Genomic DNA, 16,938 nt, shown 5'->3' with positions numbered 1-16,938 from the left:
TCTTTAATTTTTTTAGTTTAACTGTTGTAGCCAATTAGCAATAATTTGTTGTCCTGAAGTATGCCAGCGCTCTAAAACCTGCGCATTAGCATCGTTACCGTAAAAATAGTTCTCTGGTAAAGTGATTGGAATACCATCAGTCAGATCACGCTGATATTCTTGTGCCAACGTGTTCTGCGAGTATTCGGGATGGCCGGTAATAAAAGTTTGCCGTTGATCACGGCTTTGAACGATCACTGGCCCAACATCAGCATCATCGACCAGCAAATTCAGGTCCGCTTGAGCTTGAACATCACTGGACTGTAAAGTAGTGTGCCGTGAATGTGGCATATAGAAACGATGCGGTACGTTAGCTAATAATGGTGTGGCTTGAGCTGCTTGATGTTCAAAAATCCCAAAAACTTTAGGCCGTACTGCGTATTTTTCAATTCCATATTGTGCATATAAAGCCGCCTGTGCTGCCCAACAAATGAACAAGTTCTGCCGCACATGGTCTTGCGCCCAATCCAGAATTTCTGTGAATTCTTGCCAGTAATCCACTGCCGCGTATGGCAGCGTTTCTACAGGTGCGCCAGTAATGATCAAGCCATCATAGTCGTTATCGGCAATTTCAGGTAGCGTGGCGTAGCTAGTTTTTAAATAAGGTAAAATTGGTGATTTAAAATGGTGCGTCTGCGGGTACAGGAAAGTCAACGTTAAGTTTTCCGGCAAGCCAGCAAATAGATCCAATAATTGTCCTTCGGTTTCTAATTTGTTAGGCATTAAATTTAATACAACCAAATCGATCGTTTGCTGCGTACTAGCACCTAATTGGTTAAATACTAGCCGTTTACTCGATTCGTGCTTTAAAGACATCAAGTGACCACCTCCCAAATTTAGTATTGAGTGAAAAAAAAGCTTTCACCCCAAACGTATTAAAACGTTTAGGGACGAAAGCTTTCGCGTTACCACCCTGATTTACATTGATCTCACAATCAAATATCTTAGCAAGTACATCAAACAGACTATACTCCGCAAAATAACGCTTGCCGACGGATAAACAGCGTCACCGCTATTTATCAAGCTCCAAGACCATCTTCAGTTAAGTTATCCTACTTCCTTGCACCTGACGAAGTTCGCTAAAAAAGATAACTTTACTTACTCTTCTCTTCATTGCTTATCATTATTCTTTAACTTGTTACCCATATTATCATCATAATTTTCTCATGTCAAGCTTTGATCAACAAAAATTCGGTATAAAATTGCAGTTAAGTAGGATTTCGCTATAATAGAAGATAGCTTACATAGTTCTACTATCTAAATTAAGCGTACAAATAAGTACCGTTTAATCGGGCAGCTGCATGCGTAATTCAATTTTAGTCGTATGCTAAATATATTAATTCAATTGCTGCCCCAATTATTATGCAGGAGGCTCCTCATGTCAGAAAACGATGCACCTACACGTAGTAATCGACAACCACCGAAAAAAAATCATTCGCTTTTTAAAATTATATTGTTGCTGGTCTCAATTGTTATTTTTTTGATCGGAATTTTTACCTATAAGCTTTATTTACACGCTGGTAATACCGTCACTGATATGCACACACCGATCGGTAAAACTTCAAAAAAAATTGCACAGAAAAAGCCGTTTTCAATTTTATTACTTGGTGCAGATACCGGTGCTGACGGTCGTAAATATAAAGGTAATTCGGATACGATCATTGTGGCAACCGTCAATCCAACTAAAAATCGCGTTAAATTAGTTAGTGTGCCCCGTGACACGCTAGCGGAACTTATTGGTGCCAAGCCGCGTAATATGCAAAAAATCAACGCCGCTTATAATTATGGCGGAACAAAAATGGCGGCTAAAAGTGTTGGCCAGTTACTGGATGTGCCGATCGATTATTATATGACCATCAACATGAGTGCACTAAAAACCATCGTTAACGACGTTGGTGGTATCGATGTCAACATTCCTTTCTCGTTTACCAGTGTTTGGACAGGCGGTCAAAAATTTAAAAAAGGAATGCATCACTTAAATGGCACTCAAGCGTTAGCGTACTCCCGCATGCGGCATGAAGATCCACGTGGCGATTACGGACGACAACTGCGCCAGCAACAAGTTATCCAAGCAGTTTTGAAAAAAGCAATGCAACCAAAGATCCTACTAAAATACGAAGATATCACGCGTGATTTAGCCAAAAATATGCGTACCGACCTTACCTTTGCTGATTTAAAGACTTTAACGATCGACTACCGCAATACAGCTGGTAATATTAAGTCCGACCAACTACAAGGACAAGATGCTTGGATCAATGATTCTTCTTACCAAGTCGCTTCAACGAAAGAACTAAATCGTGTTTCCTCTAAAATCCGCCATGAACTCGGACTCAGTAGCGAAAAAGTTGATAATGCCGAAGTTTACCAAAACGAGCTCAATCCTTATTTTGATGGTACCAATAATCAGCTGTTCTACATCAGCAATGACTTTACCACGACAATGGCCCAATAAATAATTGAATGTAAACAAAAAAGCCTTGCGTTTCAGTGAACGCAAGGCTTTTATTATTTAAATTAATAGTTGATATGCACACCAAACGATGGCATGAAGTAACTACTGATTGAAGCAATTTTAACTGTTTCACCAGGTTGAGGTGCATTGATATATTGGTTATTACCAATATAAAGAGCAACGTGATAAGTTGCGCCAGCGCTACCCCAGAAAACTAAGTCACCAGGTTGTAATTGACTGATTGAAATTTTGCTACCAGCACTTTCCTGCGCGGTAGTTACTCGGCCAATTGAAACACCAGCTTGAGCTAGCGCATATTGAGTCAAGCCAGAGCAATCCAAGCCTACACCAGGTGTAGAGCCACCCCAAACATAATTCACGCCAATCTGTGATTCAGCTGCTGAGATCGCGGCTTGAGCACCAGTACCGTAATTAGTACTGTTACTGGCAGAACTACCAGCTGACGAGTTATTGTTCGTAACTTGAGAAGCCGAATTAGATGCCTGTGCAGCATTATTTTGGTTAGTTGTTTGTTGTACCGCTGCAGCTGATTGCGCAGCATTGGCACTGGCCGTAGCTGCTGATTGAGCTGCTTCAGATTGTGCAGCGTTAGCACTGGCTGTAGCTGCTGATTGAGCTGCTTCAGATTGTGCAGCATTAGCGCTGGCTGTAGCTGCTGATTGAGCTGCTTCACTAGCAGCTGCAGTTGAAGCAGCGTTAGCGCTGGCTGTAGCTGCTGATTGAGCTGCTTCAGATTGTGCAGCGTTAGCACTGGCTGTGGCTGCTGATTGAGCTGCAGTTTGTTGAGCGGCCTCAGCTGAAGCTGCGTTGGCAGCAGCAGTACTTGCGGCAGCCAATGATTGTGCAGTTGCCTCACTAGCAGCGTTAGCGCTGGCTGTAGCCGCTGACTGAGCTGCTTCACTAGCAGCATTAGCGCTAGCGGTAGCTGCTGATTGTTGATCAGTAGCTGCAGAAGTCGCCTGTAGATTTGTACTTGCAGCTGGTTTAACACCAGTTAAATCTGTATTGTTATAGGCAACGTAAGCACTTGGTACCCATGCATTGTCACCGATCTTATACCAAGTGATACTACCAACTTGAACTTTTTCAGTAGCTGACTTAGTTTGACCGTAAACCATGTAGTTACCAGTAGCGGCACCACTAGTTGGTGAAGTCCAAATCGTAATTGCGCCTTCGTTGTAGTTACCAGTTACCGTGTCGCTTGTTTTAGCAGCAACTTTTTCAGTAGCTGCGGCTTTGAAATATTTAGCCGGAACCCATTCATCATTACCGATTTGGTACCATTTCTCGCCAAAGACTTGTTTTGTAGCCTGAATATTAACGGCTTGGCCTTCAGTTAGGTAGCGGGTAGGTTTTTGACCAGTATTTGGATTGCTCCAAACTGTGGTTGCACCATTTTGATAAGTGACTTCAGCCGTTTGCGCGGCTTGTGCCTGTTGTGCACCTGCAAGTGTTGCACCTGCTAAGCCGACAACACCAGCAGCCAAGTATGTAGATAAATGACTTTTAGACTTTGATTTTACTTTTGACAATATAACAGCCTCCTTGTTATGCCTAGATTAGGATAGTGTACTTTATCACTAAAAGAACTAAACTGGGAACAACTTGGGTCCCCGTACTTTCGAACTTTAGTATAACGTACTTTAAGAAAAATTTACAGTATTTATCCCTTCGTGCGGAATTTGTAATCTGTTTGTGATGAAAAAGGCTTGAAAATTCAGTAGTTACCGTTTAGTGCGACAAACAGATTACAATTAAGACAAAATAATGAGCATAAATAGCTAACCCATTTTGATTTTACTGTTACCTACATTGAAATTGCGTTATAATGATGGAAGTGAAATTCTACGGCAAAAACTTTCTACAGGAGCGTGATAACGTCAATGACGCCGATCAAGGAAGATTATCTGAAAATTATTTTTGAATTAGGCGGTGCAAAAAAGGAAGTCTCTAATAAGCAGATTTCGCTGGCTTTAGGGATTGCCGCCGGTTCAGTTACTGAGATGGTCAGCAAGCTTAAAAAGGAAAATTTAGTGACGCACAGACCCTATCATGACATTGCTTTAACTAAAGCTGGTTTAGATCAAGCCATTTTATTGATTCGTAAACATCGCCTTTGGGAAACTTTCTTGGCAAATGATTTAGCATTCGCGCTTCCGGATATTCATCCTGAGGCGGAAGTTTTGGAACACGTCACCAGCCCTAAATTATTGGCGCGGTTAGACAAGTTTCTTGGCTTTCCCAAGCATTGTCCCCATGGCGGTGTGATCCCCGACCAAAATGGCCATTTTCAGGAAGAGAGTTATACCGTATTAGCTGAGATCCCAGACGCACAAACAGTTACGATCGAACGTTTTATCGATGATCATGACTTGTTGATTTATTTAGCGGATATCAAGCTAGCATTAGAAACCAAGGTCACCGTCGTTAAGCACGAACCATTTGATGGTCCAATTAGTGTGACTACTGCTGCGGGGCAAGAATTCAATATCAGTTTCAAAGCGGCCCATAATATTTTTGTCACTGATGAAAATGGAGCCACCTTAACCCAATAAGAATGCACAAAAAGCGTGATCGCTACTCACGCTTTTTTATTTTACAATGAAGTTTTAACTACGCGACGTTCAAATGGATCTGAACTAATGCCCTCTTCAAGAATCTTTTTCGACCATTCTTTAGCAGAAAATAATGAGTGATCGCGATAGTTACCACAACTGGTAATATCAGTACCTTGGACATCATCCCAAGTTGCTGGTCCAGCGATAAATTCCAGTGCGCCCTTCAAAGCAGCCGCAACATCTTCTGGCTTGTGGCGACCCCAAAGAATCAAATGAAAGCCTGTCCGGCAACCAAATGGTGAACAATCGATCACGCCATCTAGACGATCACGTAATAAACCGGCCAACATATGTTCAATTGTGTGTAAGCCTGCGGTTGGAATTGCATTTTCATTAGGTTGAACCAAACGTAGATCGTAATTTTGAATTTCGTCACCTTTAGCACCAGATTCAGTTGTAATTAAACGAACATAAGGTGCTTTTACTTTAGTATGATCTAAAGCAAAACTTTCGACTTCTGCCATTGTTGATTCCTCCAATTAATCATTTGCGTAAAAAATGCGCTAAGTTCATTGTACCGCTAATTAGTCTTTTTTTAAAATCCCTAATTTAAGTTGCGGCGACAGTTTGAGCATAAATATTTACCTATAGTTGTGCTAATAATGCGGCAACTGCCCGTCCGCGGTGGCTGTATTGTGCGCGGATCGGCGCTGGTAACTGAGCCAATGTTTGGCCTAATTGTGGTATATAAACTAAGCGATCAAAGCCACCACTTAAGCTGCCTTGTGCTTGCAATCCGACTTGCGCCGTCAAACTACCATGTGCCTGTAGCCGGCGGGCACCGATCTGCAAGACCAAGTAGCTATGTAACGTGATCGTTCGTTGGTCAATATTTTTTAATCGTTCTAGCAGATAATCATTCGCCGCTAATGGTTGCTGTGCCAGTGTTCGTGCTGTATAAACACCGAATTCACCTGGAAAAGCAGCTAAATCAAGCCCTGAATCATCCCCTAGCACTGGCAACTGGCAAAAAGCAGCCACCTGTGCTGCTTTGCTCGCTGCATTTTGCCAGTAATCAGCGCCTTCTGCGGAAAAGGTTAATTTTGGTATTTGCGTCGTATAGCCACGCAATGAAATTTGATGTTGGCTAAATAATTCACGCAGTTCGGCTAGTTTACCGGTGTTGTGCGACGCTAATAGAATTGGCTGTTCAAGCATCTGGTAACAACTCCTTCACTAAATAAAAAGAGCCGGTGACGACAATTAATTCATCAGCTGTCGCTTGTTGCCGGGCGACTTGTAATGCCTGTTGTGGCACTGCACAAACCGTTAGTGGTAAGTGTGGTGCAATTTGACGACAAGCGGTTGCCAACTCATTTGCTGGTAATTGGCGTTGCGGATTATTGGGTGTGGTCACAACGACGCGGGTTGCGCTGGGTAACAGTATGTGCAACATTTTCCGGTAGTTCTTATCGCGCAACATACCTAATACTAGGGTCACCGGTCGTTGTGGCGCTAATCGTTGCAATGTGGTGACCACTGCTTGACTACCATCCGGATTGTGCGCGCCATCCAATAATACTGTAGGCGCGTGGCCAATCACTTGTAAGCGCCCAGGTAAATGCACCTGCAACAAAGCTTGCCGAATCACTGCTGTGGATAATCCCAATTGTGCCTGTAGCACCCGCACAGCAGTCAGGACGGTTACTAAATTAGCCACTTGAAACTCACCGGCTAAGCTTAATTTTAAATGCGACCAAGTAAACAGTTCACTACTTAAGCTGACCGTCATCCCCGTTAAATCAAACTGTTCGATTTGATACGTTAATTCTTGAGTTTGCCAAAATGGTGCCTGATTTTGTTGTGCTGCTTGCTTTAATACGACTTCAGCTTCAAGTGCTTGTTGTGGATAACTGACCACTGGCACCATTGGCCGCATAATTTTACTCTTGGTTGTCGCAATTGCAGTTAAGGTGGCGCCTAATAAGGCCATATGATCATAGGCGATTTTGGTGAAGATAACCAATTCAAGCTGTTCTAGTGCATTAGTGGCATCAAACTCACCACCAAGTCCAGTTTCAATCACCGCCCAGTCAACGTGTTGCCGCTGAAAATGGACCATTGCTAAAATAAAATACCATTCAAACTCTGACAAAGCAGCCGGTGTCAAATTTAATTGGACTAAGGCCTGTTTAACTTGTGTGAACGTAGCTAAAAATTCTGCCGCCGTAATAGCTTGGCCATCGGTAGTCATTTGTTCAAATGGATCACGCAAGTATGGGCTCATAAATGCGCCACTACGATAGCCAGCTGTGGTTAGAATCGTCCGTAACATTTGCGTTGTCGAACCTTTACCGTTAGTACCAGCAATATGGATGATTTTAAAATCATTCTCTGGGTGACCTAGTACTGCTAAAACTTGGCGCAATAAACCAACCCGATCACCAACCTCATACAACATGCCTTGGGTCATCTCAGCTTGTGCTGCTTTAACTTGTTGTTGCAATGTCATTAGCGCAACCGCCGCTCAAATTCTGCGATCCGCACTGGATCATTTAAATCACCCGTAAAGCGAGTCGTCACCGTTTGACTGCCCGTCTTTTGAATGCCGCGCATTTCCATGCACATATGCCGTGCCTCCAGTTCTACTGCAATACCTTTTGGCTGTAATATCCGCTGTAATTCATCAACTAATTGTGACGTCAACCGCTCTTGTACATTTGGCTTATGGGCAACATAATCAACTAAGCGAGCAATTTTGCTTAAACCAATGATCTGACCATCCGTTGGTAAATAGGCAATATGCGCCGTGCCGAAAAATGGTAATAAATGATGCTCACACATCGAATAAAATGGGATATCTTTAACCAGTACCATTTCGGCATGACTATCAGTTTGAAATAGCTTGTAATTAGTAAACTCAGGTTCTTGTAGCGAGCTAAAAACTTCAGCGTACATCCGCGCTACGCGTTCTGGTGTCTCAACTAATCCTGGCCGGTCTGGATCCTCACCGACTGCTAATAAAATCTGTTGCACTGCTGTAATAATCTGCTGCTTCTGTTCATCATTCATCCTTGCTCATCCTTAATCTTGGTTACCCGCTGAGCGGCGGGCAACGCCTGTAATAATTTCTCGATTTTTTGTTGCTGCTGACCACTGGTAATTTCCTGTAGCGGCACTAAAACAAATGCTCGCTTAGCCATTTCTGGATGAGGAATCGTTAAATTAGCAGTTTCGATCGTTGCATCATCATACCAAAGAATATCCAGATCGATCGTGCGTGGCCCCCAATGGATCAATCGGCGTCGCTTCTGCTTTTGTTCAATTTGCTGAATAATTTTCAATAACTCGGCTGCTGACAAACTGGTGGCTAGATGAACTGCACAATTATAAAAATCATCCTGTACCACTCCACCAACTGGGGAAGTTTCATAAACACTTGAAACCTGGATCACTTCAATCGCAGGTTCATTTTCAAGTGCCATAATCGCTTGCTGTAGCTGCGCTTTGCGATCACCAATATTAGAACCAATACTTAAATAAACCTGATGCATTAACGATTCACCTGCACTTCGATCTCTACGTTATCAAATATACCGGCGATTGGTACACTATATTTACGCACTCGTAATTTCACTGACTCAACCAATTGATATTGTTTTAATAGTTCCTGACTAATGTGGTTAGCTAAGCTTTCAATCAATTGATATTGTTGTGTCTGGGCAATTTCAGTCACCGTTGCATAAACTTTAGCATAGTTGACTGTTGCCACAAGTTGATCCTTAGTGCCTAATTTTTCGATGGGTACGGTTAAGGCAACGTCAATTTCAAGTCGTTGGCCCAAGCGATTTTCTTCCGGCAACACACCATTATAAGTGTAAACTTGGATATTATTTATTTTAATTAAACCCATGACCATCCTCCATTTTAGCGACTAAAACTACGCTTGATTTTATCGATAATGCCTAGCGTATACCGTGTTTCAGCAATATCATGAGCACGCATAAAATTAACGTCCAAGCCTGCTGAATTAGCAAATATTGCCATCGTTGGCACCAGTCGTTCTTCAACTGGCAGATCCAGTAACGTTCCGATAAAACCTTTACGCGAAGGTGCGATCAACGTAGCCACCCCTAAATCATTAAAGTAATCTAATTCGCGCAATAAACTATATTCTTGTTCATAATTTTTCCCGTAAACAGTGCCTAACCCAACATCAAGTATCAGTTGTTGGCGTTCAATTCCATATTGCCCGGCAAAATCGATTGCTGTCGCAAAGTAATCATGAATATCTTGGGCCAAATCAGTGTATTGATCACCGTTTTGCGTATGCATAATAACTAAGCCAGCATCCACTGCCGCAATGGCTTCTAATATCCGTGGGTCAGCTTGCAGTGGTCGCACATCATTGATAATGTCTGCTCCCGCTGCCAAAACGGCGCGGACCACTTCATATTTATACGTATCAACCGCGATCGGTACAGCAACTGTTGGCCGAATTGCTTCAAGTACTGGCACTACGCGAGCAATCTCCTCTGCAGCCGTTAATTCCACATAACCTTTACGCGTAGATTGACCGCCTAATTCTAGTACATCAGCGCCTTGAGCGACCATTTCTTGTGCCCGCTTAATTGCTGCAGCCGGTGTAAAATAGCGCCCACCATCGTAAAATGAATCATCAGTAATATTTAGAATCCCATAGACGCTAGTTTTCACTTGTGTGTCCAGTGTGTATTTGCGAGCGTGGAATAAACGTCGCTGCCGCAGTGTGTCCGCAGCAGTACGCAAAGCAGTAACGTAAGTTTGTGCAATTGGGGTGAGCTGGACCGCTGCGACCCATTTTTCTAATTCCAACAATATATACTTATCGATCACTAATGCACGGGCCGATAAATACGTGATCTGCAGCTGATGATTGACTTGCCGTGCTGCTGGATCATCGGGTAAGTCGACATCCGCCACCAACATGATCAGGGTTGATTTGAACAATCGTGCCGGCAGCGTCGTTGTTGCTAATGATTGTTGGCTCAATTGCATGCTTATCACCCTCCATTATTAAATTGATTAGCCCAATCTTACCTAGAAAAGGTAGCAAGGTCAAACAATTGTCGTGTATAGCAAAAAGGAGCGGCCATGTTCTCCGCTCCTAAGTTTACAATTCAGCATCGCGCTGCTTAAAATAAGTGGTCATGGCGTACACGCCTTTTTCTATCGCACCCACATGTGGCACCAGATGTTCTGAATGTAGTTGGTATGGTTGGTCAACGCCTAGCCAAAACATTGTGCCGTGGATTTTAGAAATCAAAAAGCCAAAATCTTCACCTGTCATGGCTGGCTCAGTTTCAACGTAATCAATCGTTGGATCAGCTTGCATTGTTTTGATAAACGCTGCAGTGGTCGCCGGATCATTTTCGACTGGGTAATAACCACCCTGATGTAAATCTAAATCTACTTCGCAATCGTAACTTAAGGCAATTCCTTCCGCAATCGTCCGTACCCGTTGCTGAATGTGTTGATTCATTACTTGCGTCAACGCCCGAATCGTACCATCGATTTGGGCACTCCCACTGATCACATTACCAATAGTTCCGGCGTGAAATTGGCCTAAAGTAACAACACCGCTTTGAATCGGATCGACGTTACGGCTGACGATCGTTTGAATTTGATTAACAAACTGGGCACCGGCCACCACCATATCATTAGCTAAATGCGGATAGGCAGCGTGTCCACTTTTGCCACTAAAATGAGCATGAATTTCACAAGTACCAGCGAATAAAGTTCCTTGACGGCAACCAATAGCACCAGTCGGTAACTGTGGATTAATGTGTAACCCATAAATTTCGTCTGGTAACCATTCAGTTAAGGCGCCCATTTCGTACAAGCGCTTGCCGCCACTGGCATTCTCCTCAGCTGGTTGGAATAAGAAAAGCATATTATTTTTAGGTTGCTGCGTGGCAAAATAGGATAATAAACCCAACGCCACCGTCATGTGCATGTCATGTCCGCATGCGTGCATCATCCCCGCGTGCTTTGAGGCAAACGGAAGCGCCGTTTGTTCCTGCACTGGTAAAGCATCAATGTCCGTGCGCCAGCCTAATGTTGCGTGTGGATCCTGACCGCTGATAAATACCAAAGTCGCAGTATCAACCGTTTTTACGGTCAACCAAGTCTGGGGCAGCTTGGCGATCACTGCCAGTAAATAGGCTTGCGTTTTAAACTCTTTTAAGCCAATTTCAGGGATTTGGTGTAAGTCTTGATAAATTTTAGTTAGTTCGCTGGTTGCTAAAGTCATTTACGCGCCTCGGTCTATAATTGTCGCAGTGCGTCAAGAATTTCAGTTTTGCTACGCGTTTTATCATCAATATCTTTGATTTTACGCGCAGGAACACCGGCCACGACAGTATAAGGTGCAACATCTTTAGTGACGATCGCCCCCGCGGCCACCACTGCACCTTTACCAACACGGATACCTTCCAAAACCACTGCGTTTGCACCGATCAGCGCATCATCCTCAACGACAACTGGTTGCGCTGAAGGGGGCTCAACAACGCCGGCCAACACCGCACCAGCACCGATATGAGCATTCTTGCCTACTGTTGCCCGGCCACCAAGCACGGCACCCATATCGATCATTGAGCCCGAACCGACTACAGCGCCAATATTAATCACCGCACCCATCATGATCACCGCGTTGTCGTGGATCTCGACTTGATCACGGATAAAGGCGCCTGGCTCGATTCGCGCATTAAATTGTTTTAAATCGACCATTGGTACTGCTGAATTACGAGCTTCATTTTCAACCCGATATTCGCTAATGGACTTTTTGTTTGCGGTCAAGAAAGGCTCAACATTGGCCCAATCACCGAATAAGACGCCACTATGTGCTTCAAAAAAAGTTTGGATCGATGTGGGAATTGTTAACTGCTCTAACTGCCCCTTCACATAAACTTTAACTGGGGTTTGCTTCTTTGCTTCACTGATGAAACGGATGATTTCATTTGCATCCATATCACACACACCTCTCCATAATTTATCATTTTTCACTCTCGTTTAGCGGATGACCGGCTCAAAATTATGCGCTAAATAGTTCACGCTCTTCATGATTTCCCGCCGCGTCACTATGCCCGTAAAATCGCCCTCGCGACTGACCACCGGTAAGAAAGGATCATCCACTAATAAATGTAATATTAACTCAATATCGTATGGGTTTTCAACTGTTGTTACGTCTTTTTCGCAAACATCACCTACACAAAGCTTATTTAACTGGCTAAGATCAAAATCATCGCGGCCTAACATTGTCTCTGTGATCATCGGTAATGAGAGCAATCCAATAAATTTTGACTTATTATCGATTACCGGAATTTTAGCGTAACGCACCTTCGTTAAAACTAAAAAAGCATGATTTAGGTTGTTATCGACCTGTACATTGGCCACCTTTTCAGCTGGGATCAAAAAATGGGCTTTGTTTTTCAATAAAATATCTAGAATTGGTTGACTTATCAATGCAGCACCTCCGTACTAATCTTGTTTAAGCCAGTCGCGCCATACTTTTTCTAAGTTGCGTAATGCATTGCCCCGATGACTGACTTCATTCTTCTCGGCAGCAGTTAGTTCAGCCAAACTTTTATCTAATTCTGGCACTAAAAATAATGGATCATAGCCAAAACCATTGTCACCGCGGGGAATACCTAGAATATAGCCATTGACCTCGCCATCAACGACTAAATCTTTTTCAGGTTGGTTAGGCTTAGCAAATACTAACGTGGTATGGAAAGTTGCCTGCCGCTCCTCCCGCGGGATACCGCTCAATTCGTACAATAGTTTCGCATTATTGGCAGCATCATTATGATCACCGGCGTACCGCGCCGAATAAATACCTGGCCGACCATGTAAAGCCGCTACCTGCAAGCCAGAATCATCAGCTAACACTGGTAAATTCAGTAGTCGGGCAATCGTATCCGCTTTTAAACTAGCATTTTCCGCAAAAGTTTTACCGGTTTCTTCAATTTCTGGTAAGTCCGGAAAATCGCTTAACGTCTTCACTTGAATCTCATCAGCCGCAAACATCGCCGCAAATTCGCTGGCCTTACCTGGATTACGGGTGGCAATAACAACCGTGTTAGCTGCCAACATGGTGGTGTCGTAAGGATGCTGCAACTTGTCAAACTGATAACGCTGTGCGGTGATCAATTGCTCAATGCCTTGCGTCCCTAAATACAATAATTCATTCAGTTCACTCCCAGAAAAAGTGGCTTCTTCACCGGTACCTTGTAACTCAATAAACTCACCATGGCCCGTCATCACCATATTCATGTCCACTAAGGCTTGTTGATCTTCACTAGCTTCTAAATCCAGTACCGGACCGATTTCTGGTAAAATACCGACGCTGATCGCTGCTAGATCATCCTTCAATGGATTGACGGTCAACACTTTGTCAGTCACCAATTTGGCTAGCGCTAATTTTAATGCAAAAAAAGCGCCGGTGATACTTGCGGTCCGCGTACCACCGTCGGCTTGAATTACATCACAATCGACAACCAACGAGCGTGGTCCTAATTTTTCCAAATCAACTACTGCCCGCAATGCGCGCCCAATCAAGCGTTGAATTTCGATCGTCCGACCAGTTTGGCGCCCTTTAGTTGCTTCGCGCCGTGTTCGTTCCTTGGTTGCCCGAGGTAACATACTATATTCAGCACTGATCCAGCCTTTATCCGTATCACGTAAAAAAGGTGGTCGATTATCCTCAACGCTGACGTTACAAATTATTTTAGTCGCGCCTAAAGTCATTAAAACGGAACCTTCTGGATTTTTTAAATAGTTGGCAGTTATCTCAAATGGCCGCAATTCTGCGGTGCCACGATCATTATTTCTTTGCATGCTTAACCTCGCTATGTTTAATAAGTTCTTCTAAATCAATATGGCGCACATCCAAATCAGTTAATTCTAGCCAATCACCGGCGATTCGCTGAAACATGTTAGGATTACCGGTGGTGTAAAATTCATGTTGCGGCTGGCTAGCTGGTGCCGCTGCTAATTGGTCAAACTCAAGTAAGGCTGATACTTGATTGACCGTTTCAGCACCAGAATCGATCAACGTGACCTGATCACCGATTCGATTTTGAATCAAATGACGAATGATTGGATAATGCGTGCAACCTAAAATTAAAGTATCAATATCACGATTATCGAATGGTTCTAACGATTCGGCAACCACTTTCTTAGCCACTGCTGACTGATATTCATCACTTTCGACCAACGGCACAAATTTAGGACAAGCAACGCCAGTCACTTCGACTTGTGGGGCCTGCCGTTGAATCGCTTGGGGATAAGCATGGCTTTTAATTGTGCCAATTGTACCGATCACACCGACTTTTTCATTTTTAGTGGCTTTGATCGCAGCTTGACTGCCAGCAACGATCACACCGATAACTGGAATATCTAACGCCGCTTGAATTTCTGGTAATGCAGCAGCCGTCGCAGTATTACAAGCAATAACGATCATCTTAACTTTTTTACTGAGCAAAAAATTAGTCATCTGCCAAGTGAACGCCTTAACTTGGGCAGCCGGACGTGGTCCATAGGGATTGCGCGCGGTGTCGCCGATAAAAATCACCCGTTCATTTGGTAGTTGTCGTAAGGCTTCTTTAACCACGGTCAGGCCGCCCACGCCTGAATCCATGTAACCAATACCTTGTTGTACATTCACCATTTATTTTCCTCTTTCTGTACAAACTAGCGCACGCTGATCGATCAACTGATCAGCTCACTATTACCCTTATCTATGATTTTCGCCTTTTTTGCAACTAAGTTCAAGTGAATAGACTAGGTTATCCAATTTTTAATAATTATTTACCCGACACCCGCTAAGCACAATAATCTTTGCTATAATGATAAGGAAGAAAAATGAGGTGATCAGGCTTATGCCAGAGAATCATTATGAAAGTTTATTGCGGGCAGTGTCTACGCCGGAAACACTCGGCTACGAATTATTGCGTGATATTTTATTACCCGATCTATTAGGACAGGAAGCCCCAGGCATCTTATATTGGGCTGGTAAAGATTTGGCACGACGGCTACCACTCAGTCAGCTAGAAGATCTACCAACTTTTTTTGCGCAATTTAATTTTGGTGAATTGACCTTAAGCCAGCAAACTAAAAATCGTTATATCTATCAACTTGATGGCCAACAAATTGAACGCCGCCAAAAAGCTTTTAGCCAAGCTGATTTCCAACTTGAGACCGGCTTTATTGCTCAACAGATCCAGCAGTTGACCAATACAATTGCTGAAGGACAGCTAGAATTTGATCGCAATAAAATTACGATCATCATTCAAACTGATCATACCGATGTTCCTCCTGCGACAACGATCGATCAGCCCATTCAGTTACATCATTTCGGGAGTACCGATAAGTCAGCTGCAAAGACACCCACTGATCCAAGTGCTAGTGATACACCCGTTAGTGACTTAATGCCAAAACGGACCCAACGCCATAAACGTGGTTGGTTCAGTCGTAATTAAAAAACATGTCCGTTTTACAGGACATGTTTTTTAATTACCCACGCTGATCTCCAGCGCCAAAATACTGCCATTGGCTTAATAACGGTTGTGCAATAAGATCATCGATGCTGACAAATTGATAACCTTGTAAACGCAAATAACTGATTATATTGGGCAATGCTGCTACCGTCGCCGGTTGAATATCATGGAGCAAAATAATCGCGCCAGGATCAGTGGTTTGCTGGATCACATTTAAAATGGTTGTGGCGTTTTGACTCTTCCAGTCCTCACTGTCAACTGTCCATTGAATGAGCGGCCGATCAGCAATGGCTGCAGTTACACGATTAATACTGCCATACGGCGGCCGCACTATTTTAGGCCATTTTCCAGTTGCCTGATAAATTGCTACATCGGTCAGCGCCAATTCCTGTGCCACTTGTGTTGTCCCCAAACTTGTCAACAATGGATGATCATACGTGTGATTCCCAATCACATGACCTGCATCTGCCACTTGTTTAGCCAACTGTGGGTAGGCTGTAACATTCGTGCCGACCATGAAAAAAGTCGCCTGAATCTGGGCCTGTGCTAAAATTCGTAAAACCTGTGGCGTCGTATTAGGATTAGGACCATCATCAAAGGTCAATGCCACTTGCTTACTTGTAGCTGCTATAGGAGTGGTAACACCCCAGTCTGCTGGCAGAAAATAACGCAGATCAGTAAAATTGATTGGCAATGCCAGCGGCGGTTGATTGGCAGCCAACACATAAAAAATTAATTGCTGATGTTTAATTGCCAGCCAAGAACTTAACGGTCGCGCCATAAAATCCTGCCTAGTTTGTTCTAAATCCGCTGGTTGTGGTTGAACAAGGTGCAAGTAATCATTGAAAAGTTGCAGCTTTAATGCTTTTAAAATCACGGGATCTTCAGTGATCTGTGCTAGATCGACCACTTCATTTTGGTCAGCGTTTAATAATAATTGTCGCCGTTCTAACGGCAATTTCAGAACCGTTTTACGTCCTGCATTATCGGTGACTTCGGCCGCTAAAGTAAAAGCAACTAAGCGACCTACACGACTAACCTCAGTTGGATAAATTGTTACCGCTACTGTCGATGCCGGTACCCGAACTTGCTTAGCAAAAACTTGCCAAAAGTCAGCCGTAGTTTGTTGCTAGCAAGCAGTTGATTCGGAATAAAAAAATGATAGCTGATTTGATCAATTTTTGAAGTGAACCCCCGGTATTGGACCAGAATCCAATACCGGGGGTTTTACTATGACTAAATATACTAAGCAGTTTAAACTGCAGGTGGTTCAAGACTATCTCACTTCTTCGTTAGGGATTGTATTGATTGCTAGAAAGTACCAGATCAA

Annotated in this window: 18 protein-coding genes and 1 other annotated feature; of the genes, 3 read left to right on the top strand and 15 right to left on the bottom strand. The window is 43.4% G+C overall.

Annotation, left to right across the window (positions count from 1 at the left end):
• Positions 1-12 precede the first annotated feature (12 nt).
• Positions 13-855, bottom strand: a complete 843-nt coding sequence (locus EKM76_RS02220; RefSeq protein WP_125549040.1) for a homoserine O-acetyltransferase/O-succinyltransferase family protein — start codon at positions 853-855, stop codon at positions 13-15.
• Positions 856-922: 67 nt separating this feature from the next.
• Positions 923-1,162, bottom strand: a binding site (T-box leader).
• A 255-nt stretch (positions 1,163-1,417) separates the two neighbouring features.
• On the opposite strand from EKM76_RS02220, the gene EKM76_RS02210 reads away from it, so the two are divergent.
• The gene (locus EKM76_RS02210; RefSeq protein ID WP_125549039.1) at positions 1,418-2,491 is read left to right on the top strand and encodes an LCP family glycopolymer transferase; all 1,074 of its coding nucleotides are present in this window, start codon (positions 1,418-1,420) and stop codon (positions 2,489-2,491) included.
• 62 nt (positions 2,492-2,553) lie between these two features.
• Here EKM76_RS02210 and EKM76_RS02205 read toward each other — a convergent pair whose 3' ends face one another.
• On the bottom strand, positions 2,554-4,044 hold the full coding sequence (locus EKM76_RS02205; RefSeq protein ID WP_125549038.1) for a C40 family peptidase: 1,491 nt from the start codon (positions 4,042-4,044) through the stop codon (positions 2,554-2,556).
• A gap of 351 nt (positions 4,045-4,395) precedes the next feature.
• Between EKM76_RS02205 and EKM76_RS02200 the strand changes: the two genes are divergently transcribed.
• On the top strand, positions 4,396-5,067 hold the full coding sequence (locus tag EKM76_RS02200) for a metal-dependent transcriptional regulator (protein WP_125549037.1): 672 nt from the start codon (positions 4,396-4,398) through the stop codon (positions 5,065-5,067).
• Between the two features lie 41 nt (positions 5,068-5,108).
• On the opposite strand, the gene EKM76_RS02195 is transcribed toward EKM76_RS02200, so the two are convergent.
• The 12 genes from EKM76_RS02195 to racE all read right to left on the bottom strand — a co-directional run bounded on the left by EKM76_RS02195 (position 5,109) and on the right by racE (position 14,779).
• The gene (locus tag EKM76_RS02195) at positions 5,109-5,594 is read right to left on the bottom strand and encodes an S-ribosylhomocysteine lyase (protein ID WP_125549036.1); all 486 of its coding nucleotides are present in this window, start codon (positions 5,592-5,594) and stop codon (positions 5,109-5,111) included.
• A 121-nt stretch (positions 5,595-5,715) separates the two neighbouring features.
• A complete protein-coding gene (locus tag EKM76_RS02190) occupies positions 5,716-6,288 on the bottom strand; it encodes a non-canonical purine NTP pyrophosphatase (RefSeq protein ID WP_125549035.1) in 573 nt (190 codons plus the stop codon).
• Positions 6,281-7,582 (bottom strand): bifunctional folylpolyglutamate synthase/dihydrofolate synthase, encoded by a 1,302-nt coding sequence (locus EKM76_RS02185; protein WP_125549034.1) that lies wholly within the window; start codon positions 7,580-7,582, stop codon positions 6,281-6,283. Before EKM76_RS02185 ends, EKM76_RS02190 begins: the two co-directional genes overlap by 8 nt.
• Positions 7,582-8,142, bottom strand: coding sequence for a GTP cyclohydrolase I FolE (folE, locus tag EKM76_RS02180; protein ID WP_125549033.1), 561 nt, complete (start codon positions 8,140-8,142; stop codon positions 7,582-7,584). Before folE ends, EKM76_RS02185 begins: the two co-directional genes overlap by 1 nt.
• Positions 8,139-8,624 (bottom strand): 2-amino-4-hydroxy-6-hydroxymethyldihydropteridine diphosphokinase, encoded by a 486-nt coding sequence (folK, locus tag EKM76_RS02175; protein ID WP_125549032.1) that lies wholly within the window; start codon positions 8,622-8,624, stop codon positions 8,139-8,141. The genes folE and folK overlap by 4 nt, the downstream gene beginning before the upstream one ends.
• Positions 8,624-8,983, bottom strand: coding sequence for a dihydroneopterin aldolase (gene folB, locus EKM76_RS02170; RefSeq protein WP_125549031.1), 360 nt, complete (start codon positions 8,981-8,983; stop codon positions 8,624-8,626). Before folB ends, folK begins: the two co-directional genes overlap by 1 nt.
• 14 nt (positions 8,984-8,997) lie before the next feature.
• On the bottom strand, positions 8,998-10,107 hold the full coding sequence (gene folP, locus EKM76_RS02165) for a dihydropteroate synthase (RefSeq protein ID WP_125549030.1): 1,110 nt from the start codon (positions 10,105-10,107) through the stop codon (positions 8,998-9,000).
• Positions 10,108-10,222: 115 nt separating this feature from the next.
• A complete protein-coding gene (locus EKM76_RS02160; protein ID WP_125549029.1) occupies positions 10,223-11,362 on the bottom strand; it encodes an N-acetyldiaminopimelate deacetylase in 1,140 nt (379 codons plus the stop codon).
• 14 nt (positions 11,363-11,376) lie between these two features.
• Positions 11,377-12,078: a 2,3,4,5-tetrahydropyridine-2,6-dicarboxylate N-acetyltransferase gene (dapD, locus tag EKM76_RS02155; RefSeq protein WP_164507561.1), complete on the bottom strand. Its 702-nt coding sequence runs from the start codon at positions 12,076-12,078 to the stop codon at positions 11,377-11,379.
• 42 nt (positions 12,079-12,120) lie between these two features.
• On the bottom strand, positions 12,121-12,573 hold the full coding sequence (gene cbpB, locus EKM76_RS02150) for a cyclic-di-AMP-binding protein CbpB (RefSeq protein ID WP_164507560.1): 453 nt from the start codon (positions 12,571-12,573) through the stop codon (positions 12,121-12,123).
• Positions 12,574-12,588: 15 nt separating this feature from the next.
• A complete protein-coding gene (gene rph / locus EKM76_RS02145) occupies positions 12,589-13,947 on the bottom strand; it encodes a ribonuclease PH (protein ID WP_125549028.1) in 1,359 nt (452 codons plus the stop codon).
• A complete protein-coding gene (gene racE, locus EKM76_RS02140) occupies positions 13,934-14,779 on the bottom strand; it encodes a glutamate racemase (protein ID WP_125549027.1) in 846 nt (281 codons plus the stop codon). Before racE ends, rph begins: the two co-directional genes overlap by 14 nt.
• Positions 14,780-14,990: 211 nt before the next feature.
• Here racE and EKM76_RS02135 point away from each other — a divergent pair, with 211 nt between their 5' ends.
• Positions 14,991-15,590: a YslB family protein gene (locus tag EKM76_RS02135; protein WP_125549026.1), complete on the top strand. Its 600-nt coding sequence runs from the start codon at positions 14,991-14,993 to the stop codon at positions 15,588-15,590.
• A gap of 34 nt (positions 15,591-15,624) precedes the next feature.
• Here EKM76_RS02135 and EKM76_RS02130 read toward each other — a convergent pair whose 3' ends face one another.
• A complete protein-coding gene (locus EKM76_RS02130) occupies positions 15,625-16,566 on the bottom strand; it encodes a polysaccharide deacetylase family protein (protein ID WP_225417853.1) in 942 nt (313 codons plus the stop codon).
• Positions 16,567-16,938 lie beyond the last annotated feature (372 nt).

This window comes from Loigolactobacillus zhaoyuanensis (assembly GCF_003946385.1).
Lineage (GTDB): Bacteria > Bacillota > Bacilli > Lactobacillales > Lactobacillaceae > Loigolactobacillus > Loigolactobacillus zhaoyuanensis.
Note: the sequence above shows the minus strand (reverse complement) of the source record. Positions and strands in the feature narration are given on the sequence as shown.